Source organism: Vibrio sp. S234-5, assembly GCF_000960595.1.
In the GTDB taxonomy this organism is placed as follows: Bacteria; Pseudomonadota; Gammaproteobacteria; order Enterobacterales; family Vibrionaceae; genus Vibrio.
Genome location: NZ_JZAM01000316.1, coordinates 1 through 445, shown reverse-complemented (window position 1 = coordinate 445; position 445 = coordinate 1). Strand labels below are relative to the sequence as shown.

Annotated in this window: 1 pseudogene; it reads left to right on the top strand. The window is 46.1% G+C overall.

The features are described 5' to 3' along the window. A pseudogene (locus UF06_RS28040) lies at window positions 1-445 on the top strand (hypothetical protein); the annotation flags it as partial.

Genomic DNA, 445 nt, shown 5'->3' with positions numbered 1-445 from the left:
AGGGCAAGATCATGGCTTGTTACCACTTTTGATTGTAGGGCTCACGTTCCCTCGCTTGGCTTTTTATCTTGGTGGTTACACCATCCCATATTGGGACAGTGAGCACGCTCCCCACGGTGAGTTTGCACTGGGGGTTCTGACAAACCATTTGGGTTATACCCACGATACACTGAAAGCATTTTGCTACTGTGATAACAGTGCAGCTCGAGGATACATGTTTGATGATTCTAAACATGAAAGTGCAAGCGACCTAACGACTCATAGCCAGGTCACAGGATTACTTAAAAGCCTCCGCGAAAAGCCTCACGAGTTCGATGTATTTCGATCTTTAATGAAGCAACGCTTCGCTGATCAAGACTATCTGCAATATACAGATGACTCTCGCTACTATGTTGAACGCCCAGTAGACCGATTCATCTATTCCATCATGTCACCCATGCATGGC